This is a genomic window from Lactobacillus sp. S2-2 (assembly GCF_021698855.1).
Classification (GTDB): domain Bacteria; phylum Bacillota; class Bacilli; order Lactobacillales; family Lactobacillaceae; genus Fructilactobacillus.
Map to the genome: position 1 here is coordinate 1 of NZ_WWFA01000004.1, position 19,096 is coordinate 19,096.

Consider the following 19,096-nt stretch of genomic DNA (forward strand, 5'->3'; position numbering starts at 1 on the left):
TCGTATAAAATACTTTCATATTTTTAATTGGATCACAACTATAACTAGGTTCATCATCATCAGCTGATTTTCCCTATTCCAAGCAGAAACTGCTTGTTCCGTAGATTCTAAAACTCCTCCCGAAGCCATAGAGATTAAATTAGTATTTTTATGAGTATTTTTTCTAGCATCAATATCTACTGATCTAGTATTATTCATTAAAAATTGACCTCTTGCAGAAAAATTCATTAAATCTAAATTCTTATCACCTCCTGCTTGAATTTTAAGCGCACCTTTATCTCCAATTTCCAAAGTACCATTAGAAGCAACATCAAATATTTTTCTTTTACTATTATTATTTCTAATCGTATTTCTTGAAGTTTTAATATTTAATTTAGCTTCATCATCAATCAATATATTGGTTTTTGATGCAATTGAAACCAAATCAAGATTCCTCGTATCTTGGCTTGTTGAATCGTCATCAATATTTACTTCAGACCCCTTATGCAAATAAAATGAATTATTTTTATCTGTACCAGAATCTAATGAGATAGCTGTTTGACTACTAGATTTTCTTGGATGAATATTTAACTTAGAATTTCTACCTGTATCCAAATTACCTTTCATTCTTAAAACATAATTACTCCATTCACCACTTGTACCATCAGAAGTTAAATCCATCACCGAATTATTTCCAATATTTAATTGTCCATTATTACCTAAAAAAATAACCCCAGCATTTTCAGTTGTACCTATATATTCAGAATTATCTAAAACATTTATATTGGTAGCCTCAATATTTACTTGATTTTTATCTCCATCATAAACCTTATTGTCAAATGGAGAAGTATAACTATTAACAGAAGAATTTTTCACTTTATTTTTGAAATTTAAATCATAAGTATAAGAAGCTGTTAATTGAGCACCTAAATAAGAAATATTATTATAAGTAATAGTACCCGTACCATTATTTGTTTTAGTTGAACCAGCTGCTTTAAATGGACCATAATAATTTTGTCCATACATATCTACATTATCTATATTCCATTCAATATTTGAATTTTTAAATACTGAACTATTATTGTAATAAGATTTCCCTCTAAAATCTATCTTATGATTATTTCCATTAAAATCAATTGATCTTAATGGTATTTGAGTATCTCTATGAGAAGATTTATCTTTATCATTAACTAAATCATCTTCAATCGAAATATTAGTAATGTAAGGATCTAACATAGCATCTTCTAATTCATCCCATTTACTTATCTTTTGAACTGGATTATTTTCTCGGTTAGTTTCCTCACTAACTCTAAAATATCTAAAATCTGATGCCCTAAAATTATTTATAAAACTATTTTTTGTTAAATCACTTTTAGTATCAACATTAATTTCATTTCTCGTATTTCCAGAATTATACAAAGGAACATATGCACTATTAATTCCGTAAAATCCATGTGTTTCAGAATCTTGAGTTTTTCTAAATTCAACATCTTGATGACTTATATTAATTTCACTATTACTTTTAAAATTAAACATCTTTCCATCATTTTTATTCATATTAATCTCAAAATTTTTAACTTTATCAAAATTCAATTTAATAATTGAAGTAAATTGAAATACATAAAAATTTGATCCACTTGCATCTGTATTAATCTTTAAATTAGAACCTGAACTTAAATCAAAATTATTATCGCTATCAAAATTTATTACACTAGTATCAGTTCCACTAGAATTATGTAAATTTATATTAAAATTAGTTGATTTACCTAATTTAAAATTACTATTTTTACCAAAATACATTAAATTTTTTTTATTTTCACTTATATCATTAACGTTTAAATCAAATGTAGAATTCTCTTCTTGATTAAAAGAAGAATCAGTTCCAAAATTTAATAGATTAAGATTTCTTGATCTACCAGCTTTCAATGCATCTACTTTAAAACTAGAATTTTTTCCTTGATTAAAATTAATATTATTTCCAAAATTTAGCATTGAGTTTGGATTAAGTATATTCCTAGGATTTAATTCTCCTGTTACATTTGCATAAAATTTTGATTTATCTCCAATTTTAAAGTTCCTTGTATACCTAGTGTTAGGCATATTACATATTGATTGATAACCATCAGGAGCAGTCTCTATATTTAAATTAGAGTCATTTCCAACAGTTAAATTATCTTTTATCCAAAGTGCACTTTGATTATTTTCTCCACCTGCTTTAAGTGACTGTAAATTAGCGTGACTATTATTTCCAATTTTAAAAGAACCTTGATTATCTAAATAAATTACTCCAGCGTTGTCAACCGTAGAATTTAAAGTTGAGTTATCATTAACTGTTAAATTAGTTGATTCAATTGAGTTTTGATTAGTTTGTGTACCATAACTTTTACCATCAAAAGGAGATACATATGAATTAACTGAATTAACCGTATTTTTTCCATTAAAGATAGCATCAAAATTATAAACTGAACATAATTGGGCACCGTAATAACTTACATTATCGTAAGTTATTACACCACTCCCATAATTAGGATTATTATTATTTGTATATCCACCAGATTTTAATGGTCCAAAATAATTTCTTCCATACATATCTAAATTATTGATATTCCATTTTATATTCATATTTTGTTGAACAGTATCATTATTAAAAAATGAAATTCCTCTAAAATCAATTTTATGACCTTCTCCATTAATTTTAATGGATTTTAATGGAATTCTAACATTTTTTTCAGCTTGATTTGTAGCAGTATAAACAAGATTTGACTTTATATTTATATTATTTACATCATCACTTAACATCGCATCATTAAACTCATCCCAAGTTGATACATTAACTGATTTACCTTCATTATCTAAATCATTACTTATATTTTGAAAGGTATTCTCATTACTCATACTTAAATCATTTGCTTTTATATTGGTAAAAGAAAAGCTAAAGACAATAAGACAAAAAATAGCAATTAAATACTTTTTTATTTTCATAACTGAAATCTCCTTAAAATTGACTTAAGCTTTCTATGAGTTAAAATTACTGTAGACTTACGAATTTGGAGGAATCAAATATTAAAAAAATTGCTACCATTATAAGTATAGTTATTTTATCTGTATTATTTACTATTAATACTAATGCGAAAGATAATTCATATTATTATAATAAAACAAACCTTACAGTGAATACAATTTTAACGAATCAGAAGAACAAGAAAGTTTCATATTTTGATATTAATTCAAATAAAAATCACATTAGAAAATTAAAATTAAGGGTTACCAATAAATCAAAAAAATCAAAAAAAATAATTATTAAAATTAATAATTCTACAACAACCGATAATGTGATGGCTAATTATAGTAATTTAGGTAATAATGAAAATAATAAAAATGAATTAAATAAATATACTTATGAAAATGAGCGTTATCAAGAAATTACTTTAAAAAGAAAAGAAAGTAGATTAATAACATTAAGAATAAAACCACAAAAACATTTAGTTGGTGATATATTAGGTGGAATTGATATATCAGAAAAGCCAAATAACCAAAATAATAACAAAAACTTTCAAAATATTATTCACTATACAACTGCAATTTATATACATGGTAAAAGATATGATTCAAATCCGAATATTGATTTTAATCAAACCACATATAAAAATAAAAATTTAGCCCTAAATATTGTTAACAAAGCTCCTATTTTAATTAATCATTTAAGTATAAACTATATTTTAAAAGACAAAGATGGGCATAATGTATCTCAAAATTATCAAGAAGATAAACAAATCACTCCAAATGGTAATTTTAATTATTCAATTTATAAAGATGAACACAAATTAAAAAACGGAACTTATTATTTAAACTTAACTATGTCATCTGGAAAAAATAAATGGGAAACAAATAAAAAAATAGAAATTATAAATAACAAAATAATTACAACAAATATTCATCCAATCAATCAAAATATACTTTTAGCAATTATTTTAATTGCATTTATTTTATTAACCATTATAATTTCACTAATTATTAAAAATAAGAAAAAAGCAGTTTCCAAATAATATTTGAAAACTGCTTTTTTCTATTCATTTGTTTCTGATGATTCTGAATCTTCACTGGTATTTTCAACTTCAGATTCTGCTTCTTCATTCTTAGCTACAATTGCCATTGTAGAAACCTTTGAACCAGAATCGATTCTGATTAAATGAACTCCTAAAGTTGCACGACCCGTTTTTGAAACATTTTCAGCAGCAAAACGAATCATAACTCCTTTATCAGTGATTAACATAATATCTTCATCATCACTAACTGTCGCAAGTCCTGCAAGTGGACCATTCTTTTCAGTGATATTGGCGGTCTTGATTCCTTTACCACCACGTCCCTTAATTGGGTATTCTTCAGCGTCAGTTCGCTTACCAAATCCTTTTTCAGAGATTACAAAGACGTCACAATTTGGTGCTAAAATATCAGCTCCAACAACGTAATCATCATCCCTTAAACGAACTCCACGAACTCCAGCAGCTGAACGTCCCATTGAACGAACATCTTTAACCTTAAAGCTAACAGCATATCCTTGGTGAGTTCCAATAATCATATTTTCATTTTCATCAGCAATTGAGACTTTAATTAATTCATCTTCATCATTTAGACGAATTGCTTTTAGTCCATTCTTTCTGATATTTAAAAATTCTGATACTGGAGTACGTTTAACTGTTCCCATTTGAGTAGTAAAGAATAAATCTTTATCTTCATCATTATTCTTAGAATCAATACTGATAACCGTTTGAATTTCTTCGCCTGGATCAATTTGAAGTAAGTTAATGATTGGGATTCCCTTCGCAGCACGCCCATATTCAGGGATTTCATAAGCCTTCATACGATAAACTTTACCAGTATTAGTAAAGAATAATAAGACATTATGTGTTCCAGTTGAAAGAAGATGTTCAATGAAATCATCTTGATTTACACCCATCCCTTGGATTCCACGGCCTCCACGGTTTTGAGTTTTAAAATCATCAGTAGGAAGACGTTTAATGTAACCATTATGAGTTACAGTAATCATGACATCTTCTTCTTCAATTAAATCTTCATCTTCAATATTAGTTACTTCACCAACTAATAAATCAGTACGACGTTTATCGCCATATTTCTTTTGAATTTCTAATAATTCTTCATAAATAATTTCATTAATTTTTTCACGACTAGCTAAAATTGCTTTATATTCATTAATATCTTCAAGTAATTTATTATGCTCATCTTCAATTTTTCCACGTTCTAATCCAGTTAAACGAACTAAACGCATATCAAGAATTGCTTGAGCTTGTTTATCACTTAATTGAAATTTAGTTAATAATTTATCTTTAGCGACTTCACCAGTTGATGAAGTACGAATAATTTCAATAACTTCATCAATGTTATCAAGTGCAATTAATAAACCTTGTAAGATATGATCTCTTGCAATTGCTTTATCTAAATCAAATTGAGTTCTTCTAGTAATAACTTGAACTTGATATTCAAGATATTTTTGTAAGATTTCTTTTAGACTTAAAACTTTTGGTGCACCATCATCAATTGCTAGCATGTTAAAGCTAAATGAAGTTTGCATTAATGTTAATTTATATAAATTGTTTAAAACAACTTCGGCAGATGCATCACGTTTAATATCAATTACAACTCGTAATCCTTCACGATCAGATTCATCATTAATTGCTGAAATTCCATCAAGTCGTTTATCACGAACTAAATCAGCAATTCTTTCAATTAACTTAGCTTTATTAACAGCATAAGGTAATTCAGTTGCAACAATTCGTTGTTTACCATTATGGTCTTCAATATCAACACGAGCACGCACTGTTACCGTTCCTCGACCAGTTTCATAAGCGTTTCTAATTCCAGATTTACCTAGAACAACACCACCAGTTGGAAAATCAGGTCCAGGTAATGCTTCCATTAAATCAGAAGTAGTTGCCTCTGGATTTTTCATTAAAATATGAATTGCCGCAATTGTTTCAGCTAAATTATGAGGTGGAATATTAGTTGCCATTCCAACCGCAATTCCTGAAGCACCATTAACTAATAAGTTGGGAATTCGTGCTGGTAAAACAACTGGTTCTTTTTCATTTCCATCATAGTTATCTTGAAAATCAACGGTATTTTTATTGATATCTCGAAGCATTTCAGTCGCAATTTTTGATAGACGAGCTTCGGTATAACGCATCGCAGCAGCACCATCTCCATCGACTGAACCAAAGTTACCATGTCCATCAACTAACATGTGACGATAACTAAATTCTTGTGCCATTCGAACCATTGCTTCATAAACTGAACTATCACCATGGGGGTGATACTTACCTAACACATCTCCAACAATTCTTGCTGATTTTTTATGTGGTTTATCTGGAGTAACTCCTAATTCATTCATATCATATAAAATTCTACGATGAACTGGTTTTAAACCATCACGAACATCAGGTAATGCACGAGCCACAATAACACTCATTGCATAACTTAAGAATGATGTTTTCATTTTTGAAGACAGGTCAATATCTTCAATTCGACCTTGGTTTACTTCCTCATTAGCCAATAAATTTCCCTCCGTTCACAATCAAATGATTATCAATTAAATATCTAGGTCTTCTACAAATTTAGCATTGTCTTCAATAAATTTACGACGAGGGCTAACTTTGTCACCCATCAACATTTGAAAGACTTCATTTGCTGAACTAGCTTCATCTGCATTAACACGTAATAAACGACGATTTTCTGGGTCCATCGTAGTTTCCCATAGTTGTTCAGCATCCATTTCACCTAAACCTTTGTAACGCTGAATGCCTGGTTTTGGTGAGGCTGGTAAATCTTTTAAGAAATCATCTAATTCTTCATCTGAATCAATGTATTTTTGCATTTTACCTTGGCGAACACGATACAATGGTGGCTTAGCAATATATACATAGCCAGCATCAATCAATGGACGCATGTAATTATAAATTAAAGTTAATAGTAAAATTTGAATATGTGCACCATCAACATCGGCATCAGTCATAATAATTAATTTATGATAATTAACTTTTTCAATATCAAATTCTGCACCAAATCCAGTTCCCATTGCTGTGAAAAGTGACCTGATTTCTTCATTTGCTAAAATTTTATCCATCGTTGCTTTTTCAACATTCAAAATTTTTCCACGAATTGGTAAGATAGCCTGAGTTAGTCTGGAACGTCCCTGCTTAGCAGATCCACCCGCAGAATCACCTTCGACGATAAACAATTCTGAAATTTCTGGATCTTTTGAAGTATTATTAGCTAATTTACCAGGTAGATTATTAATTTCTAATCCACTTTTCTTTCGTGTAACTTCTCTGGCACGTTTAGCTGCTTCTCTTGCTTTTGATGCAAGTGATCCTTTTTCAACAATTTGTTTAGCAACTTTTGGGTTTTCATCCATAAATTGATTTAATTTTTCAGCAAAAACATGATCAGTTGCTACTCTAGCATCTGAATTACCTAATTTAGTTTTAGTTTGGCCTTCAAATTGTGGATCAGGATGTTTAACCGAAACTACGGCTGTAATTCCTTCTCGAACATCTTCACCAGTTAGATTAGGGTCGTTTTCTTTTAATAAATTATTTCGGCGTGCGTAATTATTAATAATTCTAGTTAACGCACGTTTGAAACCTTCTTCATGAGTTCCACCTTCATAAGTATGAATATTATTTGTGAAAGTCATTAAAGTACTGTGATAATCATTCGTATATTGAAGCGCAACTTCAACCATAATGTCACTTTCTATTCCTTCAACATAAATTGGATCTTCAAAAATTGGCGTTCTTTCTTCATCTAAATAATCAACATAGTGCTTAATTCCACCTTCGTAATGAAAGGCTTCTTCAGATGATTCTTCCAAACGATTATCTCGAATTGAAATTTGAAGTCCCTTGTTTAAGAATGCAAGTTCACGAATTCGAGTAGTTAATGTTTTTAAATTGTAAGTAGTTGTTTCAGTGAAGATATCTGGATCAGGTCTGAAGTGGACCTTTGTTCCATGTAGTTCTTCTGGTGCATCACCAATTTCTTTGATTGGACTCTTAACGCGACCTTTTTCAAATTCAATGTAGTAACGTTTTCCATTTCTCACAACCGTTGCTTCAAGGTCAGTTGATAAAGCATTTACAACAGAAGCTCCAACCCCGTGAAGCCCACCAGAAACTTTATATCCGCCACCGCCAAATTTTCCTCCAGCATGAAGAATTGTAAAGACTGTTTCAAGGGCTGATTTACCAGTTTTCTTTTGTAAGTCAACTGGGATTCCACGACCATTATCAGTAATTGTTATACTATTATCTTTTTCAACAACGACATCAATTTTGTTAGCAAATCCAGCTAATGCTTCATCAATTCCGTTATCAACAATTTCCCATACTAAATGATGGAGACCTTGTTCGGTTGTTGAACCAATGTACATTCCAGGACGTTTACGAACGGCTTCAAGTCCTTCTAAAACTTGAATTTGACTCGCATCATATTCTTTGGCACGTTCATTTTGCGCTCTTTTTTCTTCATCAGTCATTTAAAAATCCTCCTTGTCGAATTCACAATTTATAGAATCTTACCATTTTTTATTTGAAACTCTTTTGGGTCATTAATTAATTCAGAAGCTACATTTGACATACTTGGAGTCGTCAAAAAAGTTTGGACCTTGTTTTGAATTGCTTGTAAAAGATGCGTTTGCCGACTTTGATCCAATTCAGATAACACGTCATCTAATAATAGGATTGGATATTCACCAGTTTCTTCTTTCATCAATTCAATTTCAGCTAGTTTAGTCGAAAGAGCCGTAGTTCTTTGCTGTCCTTGGGATCCAAATGTCTGCACATTTTTTTGATTCACCATAAAAATTAAATCATCACGATGTGGGCCAAACATTGTACTTCCTTGACGAATTTCTTTATCTTGATTAGCTTTAAATTTGCTCAAGAGGCTTTGATAAATCATTTCAACCGATGTTAACTGATCATCAGTTAAGCTAGTTGCATACTTGAACTCTAAAACCTCTTGTTTTTGTGAAATTTCAGCATGGGTCGTACCAGACCACTTTTGTAACTTTTTCAATAAATTAATTCTTTGATCCATTATCTCAGCAGCATAAGCTGATAATTGATCTGATAAAACTTCTAAATAAACTCTATCAGTTGCAACTTTCATCTGTAGTTGCTTCAAATAGTTATTTCGTTGCTTTAAAATTTTTCGGTACTGCGTCGTATTATATAAATAACGATTACTCATTTGACCAAATTCAATATCCATAAATTTTCTGCGATCACTTGGTGACCCCTTCACAATTGATAGATCCTCTGGAGCAAATAAAATCACATTTAACTGACCAATGTAAGTAGATAACTTAGCTTGCTCAATATGATTAACTTTGGCTTTTCGACCTTTTTTATTAATCGTTAATTCAAGGCGATTCTTACCAGAGCTTCGATTAAATTCACCACTAACATATGCTTCATCTGCGTTCCAATTAATTAGATCATGAATGTTAGCCGTCCGATGACTTCTCGTTAAAGCCAAAAAATAGATTGATTCTAAAAGATTTGTTTTTCCTTGTGCATTTTCACCCAAAAAAACATTAATTCCTTTGGAAAAATCTAAGTTAGCCTGCTCATAATTTCTAAAATTATTTATTTGCAAATGATTTAACTGCATTTTTTAACCCTGCTTTGCTTTAATAAAGAATAAACTTTCATCAGCTAATCTGATTGTATCCCCATCATAGAGCTTTTTACCACGACGATTTTCAGGCTCATCATTCAAATAGACCAAGTTATCTTTTAGATACCATTTAGCCTGTCCACCAGAACTAATGACGTCTTCTTCTTTTAATAACTGACCCAAAGTTATGTATGGCGTTGTAATCAAAACTTCTTTTTTCAAGAAATCACCCACCTTTTCATATGTCTTATTATACCCTTTTTTTGCATAAAAGTACATTATGTCCAATTTGATGAAAAATTGTCCCGTTGAGACAAAAATGATTCACAAACCCAAAAAAGGCTTATTTTTGAAAATATTCAATTTTAATAAAAAAAGAACTAATCAAATGATTAGTTCCTTTTAATTTTTAGCGATAAGATTTTACAAATTTTCCATTTGAAGTTATATAACCTTGAGATACTTTGTAAACCTTTGTTCCACGTTTCTTGAGACTGTATTCATGTGAATACTCGAAACGTTGTACTTTTACAATTGTTCCACGTTTAATGTGTTTAACTTTACGTCCACTCAAGTTATTTTTTCGGTAAACGTTAATCGCATGTTTAGTTTTAATTTTCTTAACTTGTGGAATTCTACCCATCATTACTAGTTTTTTATTAGTTGTAACGTAAGTTCCATTACTCAATTTATACCTAGTAGTTAGGTTATGGCGAACAATTCCTGTAACTTTGAAGATTGTACCTTGTTTGAGGTGACGAGCTTTTCCAGTTAAGTCTTTGTTCTTGTATGCATTAACTCCTTTAGGGTTGATTACTGTAATTGCATTGTGTTTACCGTAGTAGTAAACAGGTAGTACATAGTTTTTCTTAGTTGTGATATAACCAGTTTTTCCAAATGTTCCAGATTTATGATTAACATCTTTAACTAGATATCTGTATAATCCATTTTTATTCTTAACAATTTGTTTAACAATAAACATTGGACGGTTAACTCTTGGTTTCTTAGTGTAGTAACCTTGACGCTCTGTTACTTTAAAGACTGTTTTTTCGTATCGATAAATTGGGTTCAATGAGTAGATTACCGTATTCTTTTTTATTCTGCTATCAGGACGTTTAGTAGAAACAGTAATTGTTTGATCGCCGACTTTAACAATATAGTCTTGATCATCTTTGATTTTTGGATTTACTTTAACATCAAAGTTTCCATCTTTATCAACAGTACCTTCACCAATTGTATTACCATCTTTATCTTTGATAACAACTGTATCTCCAGGTTTACCAGTACCATGAATTGAATCATCACCAGCATTAGGAACATCTACAGTAGTTTCATGATTGTTGTCAACATTTTCATTATTTCCATTGTTAGAATTGTTTCCGTTGTTTCCGTTGTTTCCGTTATTGGAACTATTTCCTGAAACAGTAACTGGGTCAGAAGTGATTCCTGGTTTACCATTTGTTTCTGGTGTAGCAGTAATCTTTTCTCTTCCAACTAGTGGACGATCTAAAGTAACTGTTCCCTTACCATCAGAACCAATTGTACCTTCACCAATCTTATTACCATCTGCATCTTTGATAATAACTTTGTCGTTTGCTGTTCCATTTACACTAACTATTTTATCGCCATCTTTTGGTTGATCAACTTTAACAGTGTGATCAGTTTTTGGTGTGTGTCCAACAGTAGTATCAGATGCTTGACCAGGTTTACCATCTGTTTCTGGTGTTACGGTTACCTTTTCACCTTCAGTAAATGGTTTGTCAACCTTAACATCATACTTACCATCTTCACCAACTGTACCTTCACCAATCTTGTTACCATCTTTATCAGTAACAATAACCTTATCTCCTGGTGTTCCAGTTCCAATGATATTCTTATCACCTTCAACTGGTGTATTGATATCAACCGTGTGGTCTGTTTGTGGTTTATCTTTATCAGTAGTAATTGAAGTTGTTGGTGTCCCATCTTTACCATCAGTAGAAGGAGTTACTGTAACTTCATCACCTTTGTTAAGTGGTTTATCAACTGGAATGTCATATTTACCATCTTCTCCAATTTCACCTTTACCGATTACGTTGCCATCCTTATCAGTAATAACAATTGTGTCTCCAGGAGTTCCTTCTCCAGTAACTTTTTGATCTCCATCTTTTGGTTGATCTACAACTACAGTATGTTCTGATGCATCGTAATCTTTGGCTACAACTTGTTGTTTATCTGAATCACTCGTTCCAACTACTGTATCTCCATCTTTAGTTGTTGATTCCGCATAAACATCATCACCCTTAGTTAGTTTTGCATCATCTTTAATGGTTACTTTTGCCGTACCATCTGATCCAATTACTACTTCGTCACTAATTGAATTACCATCTTTATCTTTTAGAACTACTGTGTCTCCTTCTTTTCCAGAAATTTCCACAGTCTTGCCTTGACTATCTTCTTTAATGTCACCATTAATTGTTGGCTTGTGTTCTGATGCATCGTAATCTAATGTTGTCTTCGCACTATTTCCAGTTTCCAAATTATTATTGACGTTAGTAATTGGAGTTACAGTTAATGTTTCTCCATCTCTTAAATCGCGATCTGCTTCAACATTATACGTACCATCTTCATTAACTTTGGTTTTTGCAATTGTCTTACCAGATTCATCAGTTATTACAATTGTATCTCCTGCTACTCCAGTACCTGTAATTGTTTTCTGATTAGATTCAGGTTTATCTATTGTTGGTGTATGTGCATCTGAAGAATACTGAACTTCAAAATCAGAAGATTTACCTTCCTTATCTTGTCCATTAAATTGAGTATGTGGAGTTACAGTTAATGTTTCACCATCAACCAAGAGACGGCTTGCATCATTAATCAAGAAATTCCCATTTTTATCTACTTTTATATTTTCAGCTAGCTTATTACCATCTTTATCAATAATTGTAACAGTATCTCCAGGTGTTCCATATCCTGATATTGTCTTTGTTCCACCATAAGCTTGTTGTATAGTCGCAATGTGGTTATCTTGATCATAATCTACCTTTTGGGTAGCAGAAGTACCTATTGATCCTTTGGGATTTGTTGGAATTACCTCAATTATATCATCTTCTGATAATTTACTTGTTATATCAGCACTGTAACTACCATCTGAATTAACTGTAACATTTTCGGCAATGGTTTCCCCATTCTTTTTGATTGTTAGAGTATCATTTGGTGTTGCTGTTCCGGTTATTTTCTTGTCTCCTGAATTGGTTAAATTGATAGTTGGCTTATGATCATCTGGTATGAAATTAACCTTAACATATTTACTACCTTCAATTTTATCTTCGCTAACTTCGTTATTACTTTTATCAATTACTTTAGCTGTTAGTTTTTCATCACCAATTAATTGCCTATTTGAAGTTATTGTAAACGTTCCATCATCAAGAACTGTTCTTCTTCCTAGTTCTTTGTTATTGTCGTCATATATAATAACTGTGTCTCCAGGAGTACCGGTACCTGTTATATTAAATTGACCTTCATCTGGTGTGTTTAATACTAATTTATGACTAACAATTTCATTTGCTCCGACAGTTGTTGTAACAGTATCTCCTTCATACGGATTGTCAACATCATTACTATTAATAGTTATAGGCTTTGCAGATATCTTCTCACCTTCAGTTAAATTTTGTCCATCTTTCAATTCATATACATAATTTCCATCACTATCAACTGTGGTGGTCCCTAATTCGTTTCCCTCACCGTCAGAAATTTTAATCGTATCTCCTGGTGTTCCTTTTCCTGTTATCTTTTTATCGCCTGCTTTTACGTCAGCAATTTTAATTTTGTGATCATCTTTATTGTATCCAGGAGCTTTCGTATATTTCATACTATCCAATTTTAATTGTTGTAAATTACTATTGCTTCCTGTCCCAGCTGAAATAGAAAAAACATATCCATCACCGCTATCTTTAAACCAATCTGGATTAGTTACAGTCCAAGTTTTTCCATCATAGGTAACTGTTAATGTTTTTGTAGAACCACTATATTCAAAGGTAAAATCCCTAAATTTATTTTGTGAAGGATCTGAAACTACTAGAGGTTGAGCAGATGTTCCTTTATAGTCAGGATTTGGATTTTGCTTATTACCGTGAATTATCGTGGCGTAAGTTGAACTAGAACCAATTTTTGTATCACTAGAGTTCCTATAAGTATCTACTTTAAATCCTGTAACATTATTTAAATTACCAGCACCCAAACCCTGTCCAGCAGTTCCTACATCTTCTACATTACCACTATGAAAAAACATAGCAATCCCGTCACCACCACCATGATCCTGATTTTTTGTACCAATATTTATTTTTCCAGTGATTTTAAAATCATCGTTAAAACTTATTTTATCTTTAAAAGAAATTGTTCCTGCTTGATTTTTAGTATCACTAGTTAAATTAAATGTTTTATAAGTATAATCATATTTCGGATTCGTCTTTAGATTAGTAACATTGAATGTACTATCATTTAATTGGGTACTATCATAATTAACTGTATTGTCAGCATGAATTAAATAATCTGAGTGTAATGAAAAATCTTTCAGATTAAATCTTACATTTCCAACACTAAATACAGTAAATGCTGCAATTCCAGCAAGCAAAGAACTTTTTATGATATTCTTTCTTTTATTTTTCATATGTTTTAAACCTCCAAAAAGTTATGTTTACGTTTATAATTATTTTTATATCTGAATATTACAACAGCTCAATATACTATGACTAGTATTTTGACTCGAAAAAAATCACTCAATTAAATTGAGTGATTTTTTTATTAAAATGTCCTTACTGGAGTAATTAATTGAATGAAACCATCTTCTGTACCCGTTGGTATTAAAGTGAACGGTCTGAGAGCTGATGTAAATGAAAGATTAATCTCAGTATTCCCGAATGCTCTTAATGCTTCTTTCATGTAATCGGGGTTGAATGAGATTTCCAAATCTGCACCTTCTGAATTACTTGGCTGTAAATCTTCTTCAACATTTCCAACATCTGGTGAATCACCAGTAATCGTGACAACTTGATTGCTTGGATTAATGGTTAACTTAATCACGTTATTTCTAGACTCATGTGATAAAAGTGAAGCTCTTTCAATTGCACCTAATAATTCAGATGAATTAAATTCAATTTTTGTTTCCGACGATTTTGGAATTAAGCGACTTGTATCTGGATAGTTTCCTTCCAATAATCTTGAATAAAAATTAGTTTTACCAAATGTAAAGAGAACCTGGTTTTCCGAAATATCCATCTGAATACTTTGCTGATTGTCATCAATCATTTTAGCTAATTCACTTAAACTTTTACCTGGAATCACAATATCATAGTTAGCACCATGACTTTCTTGGAGTTCCACTTTTCTTTGTGATAAACGGTGACTATCAGTTGCAACCGCTAAAATTTGATTTTCATTTAAACTAACGTGAATTCCGGTTAAGATTGGACGACTTTCTTGTTTTGAAACTGAAATTACCGTTTGATTAATAATCTCTTTGAAAATATCCGCTGATAAATGAATTGAATTTTCTGTTTCAACTTCTGGTAGGTGTGGATAGTTATTTGCATCAAGACCGTTAATTGTAAATTCAGATGGTCCAGAAGTTATTTTAGTTTTAAAGTTATCATTTACTTCCAGATTCATGATTTCTTGAGGTAATTTTTTGACAATTTCATTGAAAAAACGAGCTGGTAAAACAATGTTTCCTGATTGTTCGATAGATAACTCATTATCTTGATTATCTGCATCAATGGTTGTTTGAATTGAAACATCAGCATCGCTTCCAGTTAAAATAATTTTATTTTCAAAAACTTCTAATTTTAGTCCAGTTAAAATAGGAATCGTTGTTTTGGAAGAAATTGCTCTTTGTACAATATTTAATGAATTGATAAAAACAGAACGTTTAATTGAAAATTTCATTTTGTTAGTCTCCTTTTTATTTGTATCAGAATGTTAGTTAATTATATTAATTAATAATATAAAAAGATAGAAGTAATAGTAGGTCCTGTTTATACTGTGGAAAAGTTATTTAACCTAATATAGATAAAGTGAATAAGGCTGTTAATAACTTTGTGGATAAAAATAGCTTTTTTGCTAGACTTATCAACAGGCAGAATTTTAACATGTTTTTTAATGTTGCATTTCATTTTTTAAATCATCAATTGTTCTTTGTAATTCAGAATCAGTTTTGAGTGCTTCAACAATTTTTTCATAAGCATGAATTACAGTTGTATGATCTTTACCACCAAATTCTTCACCAATTTTCGGTAAAGAACTTTCAGTTAATTCGCGAGATAAATACATCGCTATTTGACGCGGCACAACAATTGATTTGATTCTTTTTTTACCTTTTAGCTCGTTGATAGTTACGTGAAAGTATGAAGAGACACGTTTTAAAATATCAGGAACTGTTAGAGCTTTTTTGGCTTTAGCTAATTTAAGTGGTCTTAAAGCAGCTGAAACTAATTCAGTCGTAATTGGTTGGCTTCTAAGTCTTGCAAACGCTTGGACACTCGAAAGTGCTCCTTCTAGCTCACGGACGTTTGAGTCAATTTGTCCAGCAATATAACTTAACGTATCACTTGGAATTTCCATATGATCTGATTCAGCTTTAGCTCTTAGAATAGCAGTTCTAGTTTCTAAATCAGGAGGCGTAATATCAACTGATAGCCCCCATGCAAATCGTGATACTAATCGATCTTGTAATTTTGGAATTTCATTAGGTAAACGATCAGAAGTCAAAACAATTTGTTTACCATCTTCATATAAATCATTAAAAGTATGAAAGAACTCTTCTTGCGTTCCTTCTTTATCAGCAAAGAACTGAATATCATCAACCAGCAGTAAGTCAACGCTACGATATTCTTTTCTAAATTCTTCAGTTCTATTTGTTTGAATGGCATTGATAAAGTCATTAGTAAATGCTTCTGACGTTACATATTTAATGTTGTAATCATTATTTACATTTAATAATTTATTACCAATTGCGTGCATCAAGTGGGTTTTACCCAATCCTACTCCACCATAAAAGAATAATGGATTATACATCTTACCTGGTTCTTCTGAAACGACTAAAGCAGCGGCATGAGCCATTTGATTACCTTTACCAATAACGAAAGTATCAAATGTATAGTCACTATTTAGATGAGTTTTCTTCATATAAGTTGGTGTGGTATCGACATTTTTATTATTAGAAGTTTCTTGAGTTTTATCTTTTTTTAATTCATCTTCTAATACAAAAACAGGAACGATATCGATTTTATTAGTTGCATATGCATATTCAACTAACTTATCAGAAAATTTAGTCTTCCAATAATCTCTATGTAGCGGGGTTGGTAATTGAATAGTTAGTTCATTATTTACTAAAGAAATTGGAATAGCAGTTTCAATCCAAGTTGAGTAGGTAGTTTGGTTATAATCTTCTTTAAATTTTTCTTTTATTTGTTGCCATAGTTCATTATGATCCATAACTCCTGCCTCCATTTTGAAAATCATGATTATAATTTTATCATTAAGTTAAAAAGTTTTCCACAGAATTTAGAAGTTGTGAATAAATGTTTCACATCATGTCTATTTGTTTCTCACAAAAGTGTGAATAACTTGGATAAATAAAGTGAAAAATTTGAAAATTAACAGAAAAATGTGGATAATTATTTCTTGATATAGAAACGTTTTTAAATGGTTTTAAAAGTTATTAACAGTTTGTGGATAAAAAAATAAACACACTGTTTTTTGTTTTTTTGGTTGTCTAAAAGCCGGTGATTTTATTTTTAGTTATCCACAGTTATTAACAAGTTATCCTCACAAATTTATTTTTAGCTATTGACACATTATGAAAATAGTTGTTTGAAACAATAAAATTTTGTGATATCATATAAAAGAAATGTTTTCATTAATATAACAGTTCTTTAAACAACCGATTTAGTTAGGAGGGTTAGTCATGAAAAGAACTTACCAACCAAAGAAACGTCAACGTAACCGTGTTCATGGTTTTAGAAAACGCATGAGTACTAGTAACGGTCGTAAAGTATTAGCTCGTCGTCGTAAACGAGGCAGAAAAGTATTATCTGCTTAGGCCACTGAACCCTCAGTGGTCTTTTTAATTATTAATAAATAATTGGAGATTAATTATGCGAAAATCTTATCGTATTAAAAAAGAAGCAGAATTTCAAAAGGTCTTTGATGAACATGCATCGGTTGCAAATCGACAATTTGTAATTTATCAATTAGATAAACCTGACCAACTACATTTTCGAATTGGGATTTCAGTTGGAAAAAAAGTTGGAAATGCTGTTCATCGAAATTGGGTTAAACGCCGTGTTCGACAATCAATTTTTGAATTAAAACCTTATTTAAAAAATGATGTTGATTTTTTAGTAATTGCTCGTCCGATAGTTGATGGAATGTCGATGTTTGATATTAAATCAAGTCTAGTTCATGTTTTAAAATTAGCTGACCTATTAGATTCTGATTATAGCGAGGAATAAAAGTGAAAAATTTTAAAAAATTTATGACAATCTTTGCGATTGTTAGTTTGGTTTTTGTGTTAACTGCTTGTGGTAATACACCGATTAATGATCAAAGTACCGGTTTTTGGGATGGAATAGTTGTTTTAAACTTCTCTCGTGCAATTATTTGGTTATCTAATCTGTTTGGTACTAATAATTATGGAGTTGGAATTATCCTCTTCACAGTTGTTGTAAGAATCGTTATTCTACCTTTAATGATTTATCAAACTAAAAGTATGAAGAAAACCCAAGAAGTTCAACCACAACTTAAAGCATTACAAAAGAAATATTCTTCAAAAGATACTGAGACAGTTCAAAAGTTACGTGAAGAACAACAAAAACTTTATTCAGAAGCGGGAATTAATCCAATTGCTGGATGTTTACCATTGTTAGTTCAAATGCCAGTAATTTTTGCATTGTATCAATCAATATCTCGTACTAATGTTTTAAAGGGTGGAGAATTTTTGTGGTTGGAATTAGGTCATAAAGATCCATATTTTGTACTTCCAATTTTAGCTGCATCATTTACTTTCTTGAGTTCATGGTTGGCAATGAAATCTCAACCAGAATCAAATGGTATGACAACAATGATGACTTTTGGAATGCCACTAATTATTTTCTTTACTGCGTTAAGTGTTCCATCAGCATTGTCATTATATTGGGTAATAACAAATGCTTTCCAAGTAGGGCAAACATTACTCTTACAAAACCCATGGAAAATGCAAGCTGAACGAGATGCAAAAGAAAAAGCTCGTAAACAAGCTGAACGAAAAAAACAAAAAGCAATTCGAAAAGCAAGAAAAGGTAAAAAATAAAAAGTTTACTAAAATACTCCATAAAAGTTAGATGAAAGTCTAACTTTTATGGAGTATTTTTTTATGATTAAAAATAAAAAAATATATTATTTCATA

Annotated in this window: 12 protein-coding genes; 4 read left to right on the forward strand and 8 right to left on the reverse strand. The window is 30.7% G+C overall.

The window, feature by feature from the left end; genetic code table 11:
* Positions 1 to 15: 15 nt before the first annotated feature.
* The gene (locus GSH19_RS04385) at positions 16 to 2,961 is read right to left on the reverse strand and encodes a pectate lyase-like adhesive domain-containing protein (RefSeq protein WP_237026889.1); all 2,946 of its coding nucleotides are present in this window, start codon (positions 2,959 to 2,961) and stop codon (positions 16 to 18) included.
* Between the two features lie 188 nt (positions 2,962 to 3,149).
* On the opposite strand from GSH19_RS04385, the gene GSH19_RS04390 reads away from it, so the two are divergent.
* The gene (locus GSH19_RS04390) at positions 3,150 to 4,025 is read left to right on the forward strand and encodes a WxL protein peptidoglycan domain-containing protein (RefSeq protein WP_237026890.1); all 876 of its coding nucleotides are present in this window, start codon (positions 3,150 to 3,152) and stop codon (positions 4,023 to 4,025) included.
* 20 nt (positions 4,026 to 4,045) lie between these two features.
* On the opposite strand, the gene gyrA is transcribed toward GSH19_RS04390, so the two are convergent.
* The 7 genes from gyrA to dnaA all read right to left on the reverse strand — a co-directional run bounded on the left by gyrA (position 4,046) and on the right by dnaA (position 17,145).
* Positions 4,046 to 6,490 (reverse strand): DNA gyrase subunit A, encoded by a 2,445-nt coding sequence (gene gyrA / locus GSH19_RS04395; protein ID WP_237026916.1) that lies wholly within the window; start codon positions 6,488 to 6,490, stop codon positions 4,046 to 4,048.
* Positions 6,491 to 6,583: 93 nt separating this feature from the next.
* Entirely contained in the window at positions 6,584 to 8,530 is a 1,947-nt protein-coding gene (gene gyrB, locus GSH19_RS04400; RefSeq protein ID WP_237026891.1) for a DNA topoisomerase (ATP-hydrolyzing) subunit B, read from the reverse strand.
* 29 nt (positions 8,531 to 8,559) lie between these two features.
* Positions 8,560 to 9,669, reverse strand: coding sequence for a DNA replication/repair protein RecF (gene recF / locus GSH19_RS04405; protein ID WP_237026892.1), 1,110 nt, complete (start codon positions 9,667 to 9,669; stop codon positions 8,560 to 8,562).
* Between the two features lie 3 nt (positions 9,670 to 9,672).
* Positions 9,673 to 9,897 (reverse strand): S4 domain-containing protein YaaA, encoded by a 225-nt coding sequence (yaaA, locus tag GSH19_RS04410; RefSeq protein WP_237026893.1) that lies wholly within the window; start codon positions 9,895 to 9,897, stop codon positions 9,673 to 9,675.
* A 187-nt stretch (positions 9,898 to 10,084) separates the two neighbouring features.
* Positions 10,085 to 14,323, reverse strand: coding sequence for an Ig-like domain-containing protein (locus GSH19_RS04415; protein WP_237026894.1), 4,239 nt, complete (start codon positions 14,321 to 14,323; stop codon positions 10,085 to 10,087).
* Between the two features lie 134 nt (positions 14,324 to 14,457).
* Complete coding sequence (gene dnaN, locus GSH19_RS04420; RefSeq protein ID WP_237026895.1) at positions 14,458 to 15,597, reverse strand: DNA polymerase III subunit beta; 1,140 nt, start codon at positions 15,595 to 15,597, stop codon at positions 14,458 to 14,460.
* Positions 15,598 to 15,807: 210 nt separating this feature from the next.
* Positions 15,808 to 17,145: a chromosomal replication initiator protein DnaA gene (gene dnaA / locus GSH19_RS04425; RefSeq protein WP_237026896.1), complete on the reverse strand. Its 1,338-nt coding sequence runs from the start codon at positions 17,143 to 17,145 to the stop codon at positions 15,808 to 15,810.
* Positions 17,146 to 17,617: 472 nt separating this feature from the next.
* Between dnaA and rpmH the strand changes: the two genes are divergently transcribed.
* The 3 genes from rpmH to yidC are packed head-to-tail and all read left to right on the forward strand — an operon-like array spanning position 17,618 to position 19,000.
* Positions 17,618 to 17,752: a 50S ribosomal protein L34 gene (rpmH, locus tag GSH19_RS04430; RefSeq protein WP_237026897.1), complete on the forward strand. Its 135-nt coding sequence runs from the start codon at positions 17,618 to 17,620 to the stop codon at positions 17,750 to 17,752.
* Positions 17,753 to 17,807: 55 nt separating this feature from the next.
* Entirely contained in the window at positions 17,808 to 18,164 is a 357-nt protein-coding gene (rnpA, locus tag GSH19_RS04435; RefSeq protein ID WP_237026898.1) for a ribonuclease P protein component, read from the forward strand.
* 2 nt (positions 18,165 to 18,166) lie between these two features.
* On the forward strand, positions 18,167 to 19,000 hold the full coding sequence (yidC, locus tag GSH19_RS04440; protein WP_237026899.1) for a membrane protein insertase YidC: 834 nt from the start codon (positions 18,167 to 18,169) through the stop codon (positions 18,998 to 19,000).
* The last annotated feature ends 96 nt before the right edge of the window (positions 19,001 to 19,096 follow it).